This is a genomic window from Chryseobacterium sp. SN22, from assembly GCF_008329705.1.
GTDB lineage: Bacteria > Bacteroidota > Bacteroidia > Flavobacteriales > Weeksellaceae > Chryseobacterium.
On sequence record NZ_VTSX01000004.1, the window covers coordinates 138,908 to 153,738 of the forward strand.

Annotated in this window: 19 protein-coding genes; 13 read left to right on the forward strand and 6 right to left on the reverse strand. The window is 40.6% G+C overall.

Annotation, left to right across the window (positions count from 1 at the left end; all coding sequences use genetic code 11):
- Window positions 1–18 precede the first annotated feature (18 nt).
- From FY557_RS03920 to FY557_RS03950, 7 genes are all read left to right on the forward strand, one after another.
- On the forward strand, window positions 19–666 hold the full coding sequence (locus FY557_RS03920; RefSeq protein WP_149245983.1) for a hypothetical protein: 648 nt from the start codon (window positions 19–21) through the stop codon (window positions 664–666).
- 135 nt (window positions 667–801) lie between these two features.
- Window positions 802–2,118 (forward strand): 2TM domain-containing protein, encoded by a 1,317-nt coding sequence (locus FY557_RS03925; RefSeq protein WP_149245984.1) that lies wholly within the window; start codon window positions 802–804, stop codon window positions 2,116–2,118.
- Window positions 2,119–2,126: 8 nt separating this feature from the next.
- On the forward strand, window positions 2,127–2,432 hold the full coding sequence (locus tag FY557_RS03930) for a 2TM domain-containing protein (RefSeq protein ID WP_149245985.1): 306 nt from the start codon (window positions 2,127–2,129) through the stop codon (window positions 2,430–2,432).
- A 43-nt stretch (window positions 2,433–2,475) separates the two neighbouring features.
- A complete protein-coding gene (locus tag FY557_RS03935) occupies window positions 2,476–3,045 on the forward strand; it encodes a methyltransferase family protein (RefSeq protein WP_149245986.1) in 570 nt (189 codons plus the stop codon).
- Between the two features lie 258 nt (window positions 3,046–3,303).
- The gene (locus FY557_RS03940) at window positions 3,304–3,597 is read left to right on the forward strand and encodes a 2TM domain-containing protein (RefSeq protein ID WP_149245987.1); all 294 of its coding nucleotides are present in this window, start codon (window positions 3,304–3,306) and stop codon (window positions 3,595–3,597) included.
- A gap of 29 nt (window positions 3,598–3,626) precedes the next feature.
- Window positions 3,627–3,902, forward strand: a complete 276-nt coding sequence (locus FY557_RS03945; RefSeq protein ID WP_149245988.1) for a 2TM domain-containing protein — start codon at window positions 3,627–3,629, stop codon at window positions 3,900–3,902.
- Window positions 3,903–3,959: 57 nt separating this feature from the next.
- Window positions 3,960–4,703: a LytR/AlgR family response regulator transcription factor gene (locus FY557_RS03950; protein WP_149245989.1), complete on the forward strand. Its 744-nt coding sequence runs from the start codon at window positions 3,960–3,962 to the stop codon at window positions 4,701–4,703.
- 36 nt (window positions 4,704–4,739) lie between these two features.
- Here the strand turns inward: FY557_RS03950 and FY557_RS03955 are convergent, their stop codons facing one another.
- Window positions 4,740–5,636, reverse strand: a complete 897-nt coding sequence (locus FY557_RS03955; protein WP_149245990.1) for a hypothetical protein — start codon at window positions 5,634–5,636, stop codon at window positions 4,740–4,742.
- A gap of 111 nt (window positions 5,637–5,747) precedes the next feature.
- Here FY557_RS03955 and FY557_RS03960 point away from each other — a divergent pair, with 111 nt between their 5' ends.
- Both FY557_RS03960 and FY557_RS03965 read left to right on the forward strand, forming a co-directional pair.
- Window positions 5,748–6,461, forward strand: a complete 714-nt coding sequence (locus tag FY557_RS03960) for a glycine-rich domain-containing protein (protein ID WP_149245991.1) — start codon at window positions 5,748–5,750, stop codon at window positions 6,459–6,461.
- A gap of 136 nt (window positions 6,462–6,597) precedes the next feature.
- A complete protein-coding gene (locus FY557_RS03965; RefSeq protein WP_149245992.1) occupies window positions 6,598–6,975 on the forward strand; it encodes a hypothetical protein in 378 nt (125 codons plus the stop codon).
- Between the two features lie 35 nt (window positions 6,976–7,010).
- On the opposite strand, the gene FY557_RS03970 is transcribed toward FY557_RS03965, so the two are convergent.
- Together FY557_RS03970 and mnmA are read right to left on the reverse strand one after the other, a co-directional pair.
- Window positions 7,011–7,211, reverse strand: coding sequence for a hypothetical protein (locus FY557_RS03970; protein WP_149245993.1), 201 nt, complete (start codon window positions 7,209–7,211; stop codon window positions 7,011–7,013).
- A gap of 81 nt (window positions 7,212–7,292) precedes the next feature.
- A complete protein-coding gene (mnmA, locus tag FY557_RS03975) occupies window positions 7,293–8,480 on the reverse strand; it encodes a tRNA 2-thiouridine(34) synthase MnmA (RefSeq protein ID WP_149245994.1) in 1,188 nt (395 codons plus the stop codon).
- A gap of 115 nt (window positions 8,481–8,595) precedes the next feature.
- Between mnmA and FY557_RS03980 the strand changes: the two genes are divergently transcribed.
- Window positions 8,596–9,123, forward strand: a complete 528-nt coding sequence (locus tag FY557_RS03980) for a hypothetical protein (protein WP_149245995.1) — start codon at window positions 8,596–8,598, stop codon at window positions 9,121–9,123.
- 62 nt (window positions 9,124–9,185) lie between these two features.
- Here FY557_RS03980 and FY557_RS03985 read toward each other — a convergent pair whose 3' ends face one another.
- The 3 genes from FY557_RS03985 to FY557_RS03995 form a co-directional block, all read right to left on the reverse strand.
- Entirely contained in the window at window positions 9,186–9,746 is a 561-nt protein-coding gene (locus tag FY557_RS03985) for a hypothetical protein (protein WP_149245996.1), read from the reverse strand.
- Window positions 9,747–9,751: 5 nt separating this feature from the next.
- Entirely contained in the window at window positions 9,752–10,132 is a 381-nt protein-coding gene (locus FY557_RS03990; protein ID WP_149245997.1) for a hypothetical protein, read from the reverse strand.
- Window positions 10,133–10,272: 140 nt separating this feature from the next.
- Window positions 10,273–12,807, reverse strand: a complete 2,535-nt coding sequence (locus FY557_RS03995) for an ATP-dependent Clp protease ATP-binding subunit (RefSeq protein WP_149245998.1) — start codon at window positions 12,805–12,807, stop codon at window positions 10,273–10,275.
- Between the two features lie 153 nt (window positions 12,808–12,960).
- On the opposite strand from FY557_RS03995, the gene FY557_RS04000 reads away from it, so the two are divergent.
- The 3 genes from FY557_RS04000 (at window position 12,961) to FY557_RS04010 (ending at window position 14,790) form a co-directional block, all read left to right on the forward strand.
- Window positions 12,961–13,185, forward strand: coding sequence for a hypothetical protein (locus FY557_RS04000; protein WP_027378606.1), 225 nt, complete (start codon window positions 12,961–12,963; stop codon window positions 13,183–13,185).
- Window positions 13,185–14,291, forward strand: coding sequence for a glycosyltransferase family 4 protein (locus FY557_RS04005; protein ID WP_149245999.1), 1,107 nt, complete (start codon window positions 13,185–13,187; stop codon window positions 14,289–14,291). The genes FY557_RS04000 and FY557_RS04005 overlap by 1 nt, the downstream gene beginning before the upstream one ends.
- Window positions 14,292–14,370: 79 nt before the next feature.
- Window positions 14,371–14,790, forward strand: coding sequence for a SufE family protein (locus FY557_RS04010; RefSeq protein WP_149246000.1), 420 nt, complete (start codon window positions 14,371–14,373; stop codon window positions 14,788–14,790).
- The last annotated feature ends 41 nt before the right edge of the window (window positions 14,791–14,831 follow it).

Sequence of the window (14,831 nt, forward strand, 5' to 3'; positions counted from 1 at the left end):
CTTAAAAATTTAGAAATCATGAGAAAATATGTTTTAAGTTTCGCTTTAGGCTTGATGAGTTTAGTGTCTTACGCTCAGTCCAATTACGAAAAAGCAATGACTGAAAAAATAAACAAGCTGGAAGCCACCAGATCTCCTGAAGAGCTTCAGGCACTGGCCAACGATTTCCAGAGGATCGCCGACAAGGAAAAAGACAAATGGCAGCCGAACTATTACACAGCCCTGGCCTACATCCAGAAAGGAAGATCGCAGATGCAGAGCGGCAATAACCAGGCACTGGAAGAAACGGCAGACCAGGCCCAGAAATTTGTAGACGCGGCTGAATCCCTGGAAAAAAACAATTCCGAAATCCACCTGCTGCAGAAAATGATCTACTCGTTAAAAATGATGGTCAATCCGATGGAAAGGTTCAGGACTTTCGGAGGCAGGGCAGAAGAAGAACTGAAAAAGGCAGAGCAGCTGGATCCTGCTAATCCAAGAGTTACCCTGATCAAAGCAGAGGATACTTACTATACGCCGGAGCAGTTCGGAGGAAGCAAAACCAAAGGCATGGAACTCTTTAAAACCGCTATGGAAAAGTTCAGCACCTTTAAACCGAAAACTGCGCTGGACCCGAACTGGGGGAAAATGGAAGCTCAGTATTTTTTAAGCGGCGCGGCGAGATAATTCCGCCATACCATTTAAAGCCTTCTCCTGGCAGAAGGTTTTTTAATCCCACTCAGCCATAAAAAACAGCGGTTCGGGAGAAAATAATTTGCACTGTTTTTATAATAAGCTATTTTTGAAGCAAGAAAACGGACAATGAAACGTAAGAACCTTATTACTTTATGCTGGATATCGCTGGCCACCTCCATGGTTTTTTTCTTCGGGTTTACGAAGGAAAAAACCATGGAAAATTTCATGCTTACTGTAATAGTGTGTTTTATGTATTCGTTTGTGCTGGGAATGGGGAATAAACTGATCAATGACTTTCTGAACAAGCGGTTTCCCTGGTCCGAAGCAACCACCAAAAGAGCCATCATTAGTGTGGTTTCCATTTTAATTGCCAATATTATCCTGGTGTATTTCTGCAATTACATGAATTTTGTGATTTTCCAGAAAGGGACTACAACAGAAGAGTTTTTCTCAGGGAAATACGGTTTCATGAACTGGTTCACCATTAACATTGCCCTGCTGATCTCTGCTTTTCTCCATGCGAAAGGTTTCATGGAAGAACTGAAGAAAACCTCCCGAAAAGAAGTGGTGGAGCAGAAATTAATTGCTAAGTCGGCTAATGCCCAGTTTGAAACGCTTAAAAACCAGCTGGACCCGCACTTTTTATTTAATTCTTTAAATGTTCTGAGCTCGCTGATCGATGAAAACCCGAAGCAGGCGCAGAAGTTTACTGCTTCCATGTCTAAGATTTACCGCTATGTTTTAGAGCAAAAGGACAAAGAACTGGTGACGGTGGAAGATGAACTGGAATTTGCCAGGACCTATTGCGATCTTTTAAAGACAAGATTCGAGGACAGCGTAGACTTTGCTTTTGACGTTAAAAAAGAGGACTACCGGAGATTTGTCGTTCCCTTGTCGCTGCAGCTGCTGCTGGAAAACTGCATCAAACATAATTTTGCAACCTCGTCAAAACCTCTAATCATTAGAATTTTCTCTGAAAATGATACGCTTTGCATTGAAAATAACCTGCAGGTAAGGGAGCAGATCAAGGAAAGTTCAGGGATCGGCCTGTCGAATATTGTTCAGCGGTATGCACTGCTGACAAAGAGAAACGTATTTATTGAGAAATCGGAAGATTATTTTAAAGTAAAGCTTCCGGTGCTTTCTTCCAAACCCAATGCAGTGAGTATACTGCCGGAAACAAAGAATGAGTCCTATGAAAGGGCACAGAAGCGGGTTAAGGAGATCAAAAGCTTCTATGGAAATCTTGTTTCCTACTGTCTTATTATCCCATTTTTAATTATTGTCAATATCATTACCAGCCCGGGCGACCTCTGGTTCATTTATCCGATGCTGGGATGGGGAATCGGTTTGGCAGCGCACGGAATGGGGGTATTCGGCATCGGTAAAAGGTGGGAAGACAAAAAGATCAGGGAGATTCTTGAAAAACAAAATAAAAGATAATGTAAGCCATGGAAAACATAAGCAAAGACGACATCCGCTACAAAGAAGCCGAAAGGGAGGTAAAAAAAATCAAAAAGTTTTACATTTTCCTGTTCATCTACATCGCAGTCAATATTTTTATTTTAGTCTTAAATTACAGGGAATTAAAGCCCGGTCAAACGATCTGGCAGCTGAAATACTTCTTGCTTCCCATCTTTTGGGGGATTGCGGTCGTGATTCAGGCCATGAGGACCTTTATGCCCAACTTTATGCTGGGAAGCAAGTGGGAAGACCGGAAGATCAAAGAACTGATGGACAAAGAAAAACAGCCGTAATCCTGTTCATACATTTAATTAAAAAATTAAAAAACCTGATGCTATGAAAACTTTGCACATCCTGTTTACCATATCCATGGTTGCGTGGTTCATCACGGAAATCCTGTACAAGAACATTCTGAAATCCGGTGAGAACGATAAAAAAGACAAGGACCGGTTTACCCTGAACATTCTCTGGATGGCGATCCCCGGGTCCATTCTGACTGCTGTTGCAGGTTCTTATCTTACAAGGATTCCAATTTCAGGTGAGGTATGGATTCATTACGTGGGAGCAGCCTGTATATGGATCGGGATTATCGTAAGATTTGTGATCATCCGCTCACTGGGTAAATATTTCACGGTGGATGTCACGATCCGGGAAGATCACAAGGTTAAAAAGGAAGGATTTTACCGATACATCAGGCATCCGTCATATGCTTTTTCACTGCTTACTTCACTGGGGCTTGGCCTGTACCTGAATAACTGGCTTTCCTTGATTCTGGCTTTCAGTATTCCTTTCATTGCATTCAGTTACAGAATAACCGTAGAGGAAAAGGCCTTAATCGAACAGTTCGGTGAAGAGTATCTGGAATACCGCAGAAAAACAAAGAAGCTTATTCCGTTTATTTACTAGATGATGAGATGAAGTTTAATAGAATTCTTTGGAATGCAGATCGATAAGAATTTGGTTATAAACTTATTTGCTTGAGCTTAAACCCTTTAAGAAATCCTTAGTGGTCACTTATTACAATCCCGATTCTCTATTGAGTCGGGATTTTTACAGTTCAGTGTGTATATTCTACGGTTCGGTTATATAAAATTGATTTGGAGCAGTTTCCTGTGCTACATTTGTATCAATAAAAACAAACAATTCATCTTTAAAACAAAAAATATGGAAACTTTTATCAACAAAGAAACACAGGCTTACGAAAAAGCATCAAGAAGAGTAAAAGAGCTTAAAGGCTTTTACGGAAATCTTACTTCCTATGTTTTGGTAATCTCCTTTCTGGTTATACTGAACCTGATAACCTCACCGGGATACCTTTGGTTTATATGGCCGATGATGGGGTGGGGAATCGGTGTTGCTGCACACGCCGCCGGAACTTTCGGAATCGGAAAAGACTGGGAAGAAAGAAAAATCCGCGAACTGATGGACGAAGAAAGAAAAGGTACAAAAATGTTATAATCAATTCATAAACTTAAAAAATAGAATTCATGGACTACAATCAGGCACAACAACGGGTAAAAGACCTTAAAAAATTCTACAAGAACGTTTTATGGTTCGCCATCGTGGCTTTCATCATATTTTTCAATGATATTTTTGAAAAAGGAATCTTCAGTTTTTCATTGTGGGACGGGTCGGTAATCCTGGCAATCTGGGGAATTATTCTCACCGTAAGAGCTGTAAAACTGTTCCTGCTGGATTCCGAATGGGAAAGAAGCGTGATCGAAAAAGAGATGGGAAAACCAAAACAGCCGGTTAAATTTTAAAACCGGTAATTTTTGCTTACTTTTATTCGGAATTTTAAAAACTAAATCTGGAACTTAATGATTAAGACGGTCATCATCGAAGACGAAAAACCGGCTTCAAGGAAATTGGAAAGAATGCTCAGTGAATTTGCTGATATCGAATTGGTTGCTAAAATAGAATCCGTAGAGGAGGGCATCGAATGGTTTTCGGCAAACGAGCATCCGCAGCTGATCTTTTCAGACATCGTGCTTGGCGACGGCCTGTCATTCGACATTTTCGAGAAAGTCCGGACCAAGGCGTTCATCATTTATACCACAGCCTTCGACCAGTATACCCTGAAAGCTTTTAAGCTGAACAGCATCGATTATTTGCTGAAGCCGATTCTGGATGAGGACCTTGCCGCTGCGGTAGAGAAATTCAAGTCTTTCATTCCTTCCGATAATTCGGTCAGTTCTCAGGAAATTAAACAGTTAATTAAAAAAGAAAAATCCACGCTTTCCAGGATTCTGGTAAAAATAGGCTACAACCTGAAAATCGTGCAGACGCATGAAGTAAGCTGCTTTTTCAGCGAAAATAAAATCGTTTACCTGCAGACCCGGGAACGGACTTATCCTTCAGATTTCACGCTGGACGAATTGGAAGAGGTGCTGGATGAAAAGAAATTCTTCCGGGTAAACCGTCAGTTTGTCATCAATTCCGATTACATCAAAAACATCCATACGTCGCCCAATTACAAAGTGGAACTGGAATTCCAGCCGCAGGAAGAAATTACCGTCAGCCGCGAAAGGGTGAAAGACTTCAAAGACTGGTTAGTAAGCTAGCCGGTATCATTCATCATTTATCAATCATAGATATAACTACTTGTAGTCAATCCGGTTGGCTTCCGTGTCTTCAAGCTGTTGTATAATAGACTTCGGAATTTCATCGCTGTCGATCGGGAAGCTGATGGAATCGGTAACATAGGTTTTCCGGTCCGCTTTCTGAAAAATTTCAAAAAGAGCGATCGGTTCTTGGTTGAAACTGATACACGTACTTATAAAATGCAATTCATGGAGCTTATATTCCGGATTTTTAAGCTTTTCCTTGATATCTTTTATCCTTGAGATAAAGTGACGCTGCCGGATGAAGGTATTGCTGTTCATAATGATGAAAACATAGTCGGAATAAGCAGTTACCTTCCCGAAATACTTATGGCGGTCGCCACCGCTTCGCTCGATAAAATACTCGCCGGTGGTTTCCGATTTGTAGATTTCCGTAGCGGAACGCCAGATCCGGTTGTCTTTCGCCTGTGAGGGATTTTCCGGAAGGTTCCGGTTGTAAGAGTACCAGCAGCCCACCAGACGGTCCAGCAGTTCGGTATTCTGCTTTACATTATTCATCTCGATCCGCAGGTCGTTGAAATTAAAGGATTCCGTATTTGAATTGATAAAATCGATATAGCTGGAGTATCCCAATATCTTAACAATCAGACTCAGCTTGGCAAGATTGGGCTTGCTGAGAACCGCATTTTCATTCTGGCTGAATTTTTTTAATTTATTGATGATCAAATGTTCGTAAAGGTAATTCGAACCCAGGAGGTCGGGCGGTTTGTTAGTTTCTTTTTCCTCATATTCTTTAATAATCAAATCATTAAGCTCTGCAGCAATATAGGACCATTCGGTCTTGGAAACATCTTCCCAGCGGTTCTTTTTAAGGAACTGCATGCCGAGAAAATTCATCAGCTTTTCAAGATGCAGGACATCTTCTTTTTTCATTCTGTTTATTTAAGACGAATATAAGATTAATTTAAAACTAAATGAGACCCTGTTAAGACTTTTATATTTTAAAATCAAATGATATTTGAATAGAAACTAAAAGTCAATACAATGAAAACAATCGCCTTATCTGAAAACAATCCGCTGTGGAACAGACTTCAGCATTTCGGGTTAGATCATCCCGGTGCGGAATTTCCTTTTTCCAAAAAACTAGCTAAAGAAGAAAAATGGACGGAAAGCTTTACCCAAAAAGCTATTGAAGAATATAAAAAATTCGTCTATCTGTGCTGTATAGTACCCAACGGTGCTTCTCCAAGCGAAATTGTAGATAAAGTCTGGCATCTGCACCTGACGTATACCCAAAATTACTGGGAAGAATTCTGTCAGGATATCCTGCAGCGGAAACTCCATCATCATCCGTCAAGCGGTGGCCAAAGTGAGAAAGAAAAACACAGCAACTGGTTCAGGGAAACTTTGGAAAACTATCGCAAAGTGTTCGGAGAGATGCCGCCGGAAGAAATCTGGCTTAGGAAAAAACCATCAGGCCTCCGTCCTTTCTCCCGAAAATATTTTCCTATAGCGGCTCTTTTACTTCTGTTGCTTACCGTAATATCCTGTTCGGGAAACGGCAATATGGCTTTTACAGGAATCTTTTTCATCTTCATCATCTGGATAATCATTAAATCGGTAAAAGGAAATAATAAAGACAGTGACTCCGGTGGAAATTCCTGTTTTTCGGGGACCTGCGGAGGCCATGATTCATCCGGTTCCGGCGATTCCTGCGGAAGCAGCTGCGGAGGGTGTGGCGGATGCGGAGGAGATTAATAATGTCACTTCGGGTGTTTTTTGCAGCGAAGCGGAGAAAATGTATCGAGAACCTGTAAAGTAAACCTTTAATTTATAATTCACTTCAGTCTATTGATCCGATTCCTGTCTAAAGTTTACATCAATCGATATAGCAATGAAAAAAATAATTATTTATTCAGCACCGGTTGCCATCAGTCTGATCTGGCTTATTTTTACGGGCCACACCTTCAATCCGTTTGTTTTAAAAGGTCCCGATTTTCTAAGGTTCTATCTGATTCTTCTTTTCGGATTTTATGCTTCCGTTCTTATTTTGAAGATAAGTGGAGAAGCTTTTTCAAAAGCAGCTTTCTACGGAATGATCTTCATTTTTATCCTGGGAGTCCTAAAGCTGATAAGGGGAATGGTTCTGGAGAAACCCGTCGGGTTCCTGATGTTGATTTTAATACTGGAATTCATTGTTTTAATGATCATTAAACAGTCTCATGTCAACCTTTTCAAAAAACAAAAATTTCCGGACGGTTTCAAAAAATAAACCCGGAATAGATTCCGGGTTTAAGGTATAAATTACTAAATATTTTTCTTTTCCGGCTGCGCCCCGTATTTGTTGATCAGGACATAGGTAATTACCACCAGCATGATGCTTAAAGTAAGCTGCGATTTTTCCGGGCTGACGATTTCCTGATACAGCTGATATCCGAAAAATGTTGATACGATAGCAATGATCAGTTGTTGCGCAAACGAATAGTTGTTTTCTAGAATGGTTTTCATAATACTATTTTTTATTGTTATTTACAGAGTAAGTATAACAATTCAAAATAAGTTACAGGAAAAATTAATCTTTTTCTTTTTTTATGAAATTACCCCGCTTCCGATCAGTTCATCTTCTATGTACCAGGCAGCAAACTGGCCTTCTGCAATGGCAGACTGATGCTCTTCGAACTCAATATAAAATCCTCCTTCAAACTGATAGAGGGTTGCTTTCTGCAATGGCTGGCGATACCTGAATCTAGCCATTACTTCCATCGATTCCCCGCTTTTCAGCCTTAAGTCCTCACGAACCCAGTGAAGCTCGGAATTATCGATTTTTAGCGCTCTTTTCAACAGTCCCGGAAACTGATGCCCTTCCCCTACGAAAAGGATGTTGTTTTCCATATCCCTGGAAATAATAAAGCAGCTTTCTTTATGGCCGCCGATTCCTAGCCCTTTACTTTGTCCGATCGTAAAAAACTGGGCACCCTGATGATTTCCGATCGTTTTTCCGTCGGATTTTTTATAATTGATTTTCCGGCTCAGGTAGTCCAGTTTTTCCTGTTTTGAAGAAAATTCAGGAGTTTCCTGGGCAAACAATGGTGAATCTCTGAAAATTTCTACGATTTCACCTTCTTTCGGAACCAGTTGCTGTTGTAAAAACTGCGGAAGGCTTACTTTACCAATGAAGCATAGGCCCTGGGAATCTTTTTTGTCCGCCGTTACCAACCCGATTTCCTTTGCAATTTCCCTAACCTGCGGTTTCGTCAGCTCACCGATCGGAAACAATGCTTTAGACAACTGGTCCTGGCTTAACTGGCATAAAAAATACGACTGGTCTTTGTTGTTATCTTTTCCAGCCAAAAGGTGGAAAATTTCCTTACCGTTTTCATCAATCGTGGAGTCGACTCTTGCATAATGCCCGGTAGCAACTTTATCGGCACCCAGCGACATCGCCGTCTTCAGGAAAACATCGAATTTTACTTCCCGGTTGCACAGAACATCCGGATTCGGTGTACGACCTTTCTGGTATTCATCGAACATGTAATCTACGATTCTTTCTTTGTATAAGTCGCTCATATCGATTACCTGAAAAGGAATCCCAAGCTTTTGGGCAACCATCAGGGCATCATTGCTGTCCTCGATCCACGGGCATTCGTCTTCCAGGGTTACGGAAGCGTCGTTCCAGTTTCTCATAAACAGGGCCACTACTTCGTGTCCCTGCTGTTGCAACAGATAGGCTGTTACACTCGAGTCTACGCCTCCGGAGAGGCCTACTACTACTTTCATTGTATTTCAATTTTACGAAACTCTTAACGGGAGTTCTTAGTTTGACCGTGCAAAAGTACAATTAAAAAGATTCGTAAAAAAATGATAATTTTAGGCATCGATAAAAACAATGTCTATGAAAAAGCTTATTATTTCCTTATCTGTCCTGTTTTCAGGCTTAGTGTTTTCGCAGGAAGCTACAGAACTGCCGGTACAAAATAACAGCCGTTGGACGTTTGGAGGTGGAGTAGGCTTCGGTTTCGGAAGCAACAGTTATTTCAACTTTTCAGCTGCGCCAAGAGTCGGATATATGCTGACCAACGATCTTGAAGGAGGCGTACTGGGCAGTGTGTCCTGGCAGAAATCCAATGCTTACAGCTCAACGATGTTCGGACTAGGGCCGTTTCTGAATTATTATATTGCCAGAACTTTTTTCATAAGTGCCAATTACCAGCATTACTTTATCAATTATAAAGATAAAATTTATGATGTTAAGGCCAGTGCCAACGAAGATGCTCTGTATTTGGGCGGAGGCTATATGCAGAGAATCGGAAATAATTCTTTCCTGCAGTTGGGGCTCATGTACAATATATTATGGAAAGAAAATTCAAGTATTTTTTCAAGCGGACTGTCTCCGAATATCGGATTTGTGATCGGACTGTAATACAAGAATTCCCGGAAAATCAGATCCGGGAATTTCTTTTTGTTTCGACTTATTTATTCAGATTAATAAAGAACGATCCACGTATCACCTCCAAATGTAAATAGGGTACCGTTAAACGGGGTTGACGGGTTAGGGCTTGATACATTAACCGTACTTGGATTTGTGCCACATCCCAGGTTTAATGTATATCCGCCTGCTGTACCGCCTCCCGGTAAACTTGTGCTGAATTTCATACCCGTCCATGTTGTTACGCTACTGAAGACGACAGGGATCTGCTGAGGAGGGTTTGCTCCCAGATTATAGTGATTTCCGTTAAACATCCATCCGTCTATCAGCGGAGTGCTGGGATAAGCCGCATTGAAAGTATTCGAAAAGTTGACATTTCCATCATAATAGGCTTCAACAGCGGTAATTCCGGGATTAGGAGAGGCAGGTAATATTGGGACGGTACCAACAAAAAGTTTGGATTCAATACCTGGATTACATCCAGTGGTAGGGCTCCCGAGATTCGATTTCCATATCGTAAATTCAATATTATAAGGTGATAAATTTTGAATGTGCAAACCCTGCGCAAAAGTAAAATAGGACATACATCCTGCGGCCAGTAATAAAAGCTTTTTCATAAGTTTTAGTTTTGGGATCTGTAGTTTTGATTCATCTGTCTGTTATAGTCTCCGTAAACTTTTACGGCCCATTTCAGGATTTTTTCTCTGTCGTTGGCCGTTTGCCGCTCGATTTCAGCCATACTAACGCCTGAAGATGCGATGAGTTCTTTAGCAACGGGAATCAGAAGATCCTTTTTTTCGTCACTCAGTTCTGCCGAGGTTCTGGTCTGTGAAGGATTCGGTTCTTTCATCATGGCCACCTTTCTTATTTCAGCATTGAATTTTCCGACGGCTTCTGATTGGCTAACCTGGGCAACCGTTGTGCTTGCAGCAGATTCATTGGTACATGAAAAAATGGTAAGTAAGGGGATACCCATTACCAAAAGCATTTTGTTGATTTTCATATTAATTAATTTTGTCCGATAAAATTAATCAATTTTATTAATTAATCATTGTTTAGTGAATAAAATGCAATATTTGTGGTATTTAAAATAAAAAAGCATCGGGAAATTTCCCGATGCTTTTCATATAATTAAATTTTTATTTAAGACTTAGACTTTTCAGCTGCCGACTTTTTCGATTTGGAACTCTTTCCGGTTAATCCGTCTTTAGCTTCATTCAGATCAAGAACTACAGTCTCCCCTTCAGACAATTGCTTGTTGACCAGCATTTCGGCTAATAAATCTTCAATATATTTCTGGATCGCCCGTTTCAGTGGTCTTGCACCGAAGTCTTTATCCCATCCTTTGTCTGAAATGAAATCTTTAGCTTCATCGGTTAATTCAACCTTGTAACCTAATTTTTCAAGTCTGCTGTACAGTTTGTTCAACTCAAGATCAATAATTTTCTTGATGTCATCTTTCTCAAGAGAGTTAAAGATCACGATATCATCAATTCTGTTCAGGAATTCAGGAGAGAATGCTTTTTTAAGAGCATTTTCAATGGTACTTCTTGCTCTTGAATCCGAAGTGGATTTTTTTGCAGAGGTCCCGAATCCTACACCGTCTCCAAAATCCTTAAGATCCCTGGTACCGATGTTGGAAGTAAGGATAATGATCGTATTTCTGAAGTCGATCTTTCTTCCTAAACTGTCGGTAACGTGACCTTCATCCAGGATCTGCAACAAAATGTTGAATACGTCCGGATGTGCTTTTTCAATCTCATCCAAAAGAACCACTGCATAAGGTTTTCTCCGTACGGCTTCCGTCAGCTGTCCTCCTTCTTCGTATCCTACGTATCCCGGAGGCGCACCGACCAATCTCGAAACAGCAAATTTCTCCATATATTCACTCATATCGATTCTGATCAAAGATTCATCAGACTCAAATAATTCTCTTGCCATTACCTTGGCCAGCTCGGTTTTACCAACCCCGGTTGTTCCCAGGAAGATAAAAGTACCGATCGGACGGTTCGGATCTTTGAGACCAGCTCTGTTTCTCTGGATGGCTTTAACCACCTTCTTAACGGCATCTTCCTGGCCAATTACTTTACCGTTAAGGTTACCGTCCATTCCGGCTAGCTTATCCAGCTCGTTTTTGCCGACTTTGGTTACCGGAACGCCACTCATCATAGAAACTACTTCAGCTACATTTTCTTCGCTTACGGTTTCTTTTTTCTCCTTTACATCTTTGTCCCATTTATCCTGAGCGGAATTTAGTTCCATCTGAAGTCTTTCCTCTTCATCTTTCAGCTTTCTGGCTTCAAGATAATCCTGTGCCTTCACTGCTTTCTGCTTCAGTTCTTTGATCTCTTCGATTTTCTTTTCGAAATCAATGATCTCAGTCGGAACTTTCATGTTTTTGATATAAACACGGGATCCTGCTTCGTCCATGGCATCAATTGCCTTATCCGGTAAGAAACGGTCTGTAATATATCTTGATGTCAAATTCACACATGCGGTAATAGCTTCCGGTGTATAAATAACATTATGATGTTCTTCGTATTTATCCTTGATCTGGTTCAGGATCTGGATGGTTTCATCGATGGAAGTCGGTTCTACCATCACCTTTTGGAATCTTCTTTCCAGAGCACCATCTTTCTCAATATATTGACGGTACTCATCTAATGTTGTTGCTCCGATGCATTGGATTTCTCCTCTTGCCAAAGCAGGCTTGAACATATTTGATGCATCAAGGCTTCCTGTTGAGCTTCCTGCTCCTACAATCGTATGAAGCTCATCGATAAATAAGATAACATCTCTGTTTTTTTCAAGTTCCGTCATGATGGCCTTCATTCTCTCTTCAAATTGGCCGCGGTACTTGGTACCGGCAACAAGACTTGCAAGATCCAGAGTAATTACTCTTTTTCCAAAAAGAACACGGGAGACCTTCTTCTGCTGGATTCTTAAAGCCAGTCCTTCTGCAATGGCCGATTTACCAACACCCGGCTCCCCGATAAGAAGCGGATTGTTTTTCTTTCTACGGGATAAGATCTGGGAAACCCTTTCGATTTCCTTTTCACGGCCGATTACAGGGTCTAATTTTCCGTCTCTTGCTAATGAAGTAAGATCTCTTCCGAAGTTATCCAGCGTAGGCGTCTTGCTTTTTGCAGAACCCAGATTCCCCGTCGGCTTTCTCATCTGCTCAAAATCCTCCCGCTCATCATCATCATCATAGGCGCTCATCTGAGGTGCCTGTCCGGAGTTTTTAAGCATGGTCTGATATTCTTTTGAAACACCTTCATAGTCGACGTCATAAGCGCCCAATATATTTGAAGTAGGGTCCTCATATTTGTAAAGAATGCCTAAAAGCAGATGAACGGTATTGATTTCATTGCTTTTGTATTGTCTGCATTCGAGTTCTGCACGCTTAACGGCATGATCAGCCATTTTCGTGAAAGAAATATTGGTAACCTCCTCAGAAATAGGATTTAGACTTGCTGTATTTAAAGTTTCAATTTTTCTTCTGATTTGTGTCAGGTCCGCATTAAGGTTTTGAAGGATTTCTTTTGCAGAGTTTTCTGTTTTTATAATACCTAAAAGTAGATGTTCTGTATTAAGAAATTCACTTTTGAGCCTTTTCGCTTCGCTCTTGCTTTGTTTGAACACCTGGCTCAAACCTTGTGAAAACTTATAATCCATAATATATCTCATTAGAATAACAGCAACATTGCTGTCTATTCATTATCTAAATTACAAATATTTTACCAAAATTCAATAAATGACTTTATGGCAGAAAAAATTTTATTATCTTATTGGAAATGATTAAGTTTGTTGTCCTTTTAAAAATTTCCCATGATTCCCGAAATTGCTACTTATATAGGATATTCTGCCTCATTGTTTATTGTATTGAGTTTTATTCTGAAAGACATCAGGAAAATAAGAATCGTAAACATGATCGGCTGTATCTGTTTTGTCATTTACGGAATCTTCAGTGGAATGCTCTGGCCGGTCATCATCCCAAACGGTTTAATCTGTTTCATCCAGATCTACCATCTTCTGGCGGATAAAAAGAAATAATGCAGCGGAAAAAGATCATCACTTCTGCTTTCAGCAATCTGTATACCGATCAGCGTATCGAAAAGGTATGTCGCACTTTATATGAAAACGGGTACGAGATTGAGCTGATCGGCAACAACTGGAAAGGCGCTGAAAAAATGTCACGCCCTTATTCCTTTTCAAGAATACCATTGATTTCGAAAAGCCTGAAGACCGCCTATTTTGAGTTCAACTGGAAATTATACAGGCAATTAAAGAAGAAAGCAGACTGTAATACCATCCTGCATGCCAATGATCTGGATGTTTTGCTTCCGAATTATATTTTAGCTGAAAAATTGAAAATTCCGTTGGTTTTCGACAGCCATGAAATTTTTTCTGAAATGCCGGCGATCCAGGGCAGAATGTCGCAGAAGCTGTGGCGTTATCTGGAAAAAAAATTGATTCCCGGCCAGCAATTGATGATTACGGCCAGCACAGGATATGCATGTTGGTTCAAGAAAAAATATGGTGTTGATCCGGCTGTCATTCAGAATGCGCCGAGAAAATTGGATTTCAGGCAGAATATTCCTGATAATCATCCTAAAATTATTCTGTACCAGGGAGCTATCAATCCGTTTCGCGGGATCGATAAAGCTATTCTGGCGATGAAATATCTGGAAAATGTCATTTTTAAAATTGCAGGAGACGGCCCGGTGAGAAAGGAATATGAAGCCCTGGTTTCAAAGGAAAATCTACAGCATAAAGTTGAATTCCTGGGCAGGCTGGTGCCGGAGGATCTCCGGAAAGTAACGCTTACCGCCGATTGCGGGATGAGCATCGAAGAGAATGGGGGAGAAAGCTACTATTATTCTTTACCGAATAAAATCCTTGATGGCATTCAGGCACGGGTTCCGGTCATTCTGTCAAATCTTCCTGAGATGCAGAATATTAAGCGACAATTTGACATTGGAGAAACGATTACCAGTCATCAGCCGGAGGATATTGCAAAAGCAATACGGATGGTTTTAAATAAAGGAAGAATGAATTATCTGCCTGAACTTGAAAAAGCAGCAGACTTCTTTTGCTGGGAAAATGAAGAAATGAAACTGCTTGGAATTTTTGATAAGGCCTCCCACATTCAGATCTGAACATAAATTATTTCCGTAGTCCCCTGATTACATTATCTTTTTTAAATTGGCTATCTTTGCCGTAAGAAATTAGTTTAGCATGACCATTAAAGAAAAACAGCAGGAAATCATCGACGAATTTGCGTTTCTTGAAGATTGGGAACAGAAGTATGAATATATTATCGATCTCGGTAAGGAATTGAGAGGTCTTCCTGAAGATAAAAAGTCGGAAGAAAACCTGATTAAAGGCTGTCAGAGCAAAGTCTGGATCGATGCTGAATTCCGGGATGGAAAATTATTTTTCAACGCCGATTCCGACGGGATTTTACCGAAAGGGATCGTTTCGCTTCTGGTAAGCATTTACAGCGGGCATTCCACACAGGAGATTCTGGATTCGGATTTTGATTTTATTTCTGAGATCGGACTGCAGGAATTCCTTTCCCCTTCCAGGGCAAACGGCTTAATGGCCATGACCAAACAGATCAAGTTCTACGCAGTAGCCTATCAATTGAAAGCTTAGTTTTGACACGGATTTTAGCATATCGTTTTTCTGCATTCGGT